The organism is Trabulsiella guamensis ATCC 49490, assembly GCF_000734965.1.
GTDB lineage: Bacteria > Pseudomonadota > Gammaproteobacteria > Enterobacterales > Enterobacteriaceae > Trabulsiella > Trabulsiella guamensis.
Genome location: NZ_JMTB01000182.1, coordinates 1 through 895, shown reverse-complemented (window position 1 = coordinate 895; position 895 = coordinate 1). Strand labels below are relative to the sequence as shown.

The 895-nt window shown below is 57.9% G+C and carries 1 protein-coding gene; it reads right to left on the bottom strand.

Annotated elements, in window-relative coordinates; translation table 11 throughout:
- Positions 1 to 864 (bottom strand): terminase large subunit domain-containing protein (locus GTGU_RS23430; protein WP_038163630.1); only part of this gene is annotated, 864 nt, incomplete at its 3' end.
- Positions 865 to 895: the final 31 nt, after the last annotated feature.

Here is an 895-nt window from a genome sequence, read left to right as displayed (position 1 = left end):
GTCCTGCATATCAATGCGACGCTGTCCTTCCGGCATGGCGCTGAACTCAGGTGTGCCGGTAAAGCGCAACACCACACACGGGCCACGGGCGGCCCGCTCACGCAGGGAGCGGGGAATATACGCGCCGCTGCCGTTTTTCGGCACGCAGTAATACTCCTCCAGCGCATCGTCGCGCGTCGCGGTATTCCGCAGCAGGCCCTCTTTCCAGTCCGCCTCCGCGTCAGGTGACCAGTCCAGTCCGCGCACCTGGCAGATACGGCGATAAAGGCCGTCATCACAGGCGTCATCCAGGGTGATGGTGTGGATCCGGTAATCTTTTTTGCCCGCACGGCTTTCCTGGATAAGCTGGTTAAACAGGTTATCAATGCCGTTGTGCGTGGAGATGAGGCGGATTTTCCCGCCCCACGATCGCAGCGGGGTGACCGCTTTCAGCAGCTCATCCAGCCGCTCATGAAATGCCGCTTCGTCAATGGTGACATTCCCCTGCATCCCACGGATGTTGCTGGGGTTGCTGGACAGCGCCTTGATTTTAAACCCGCTGGCGAAGTTGATCACAAAGGTCAGAATGTCCCTGCCTTCGTCCTTCACGACCTCCTCACCGATATCACTGGCCGCCGCGTTGAATGCCTTTGCCCACATGGCACAGGCGTCTATAAATTCACGCGCCATCTCTTTCGTGGTGCCGATATAAAAGTGATCTGAGCCACCATCCACCTTTCGCAGGGAGGCGGTCAGCGCCGCGTCGGATGCCTCTGCCCACGTCAGACCGGTACGACGGGACTTCTCGGCAATCTTGAGGGGGGAATCATCCGCAATCCACCGTTTCTGATAAGGAAGCAGTACATCACTGGCGTTAAATGTCATGATGCGATCCCCATAATTTCACGCCTGATCA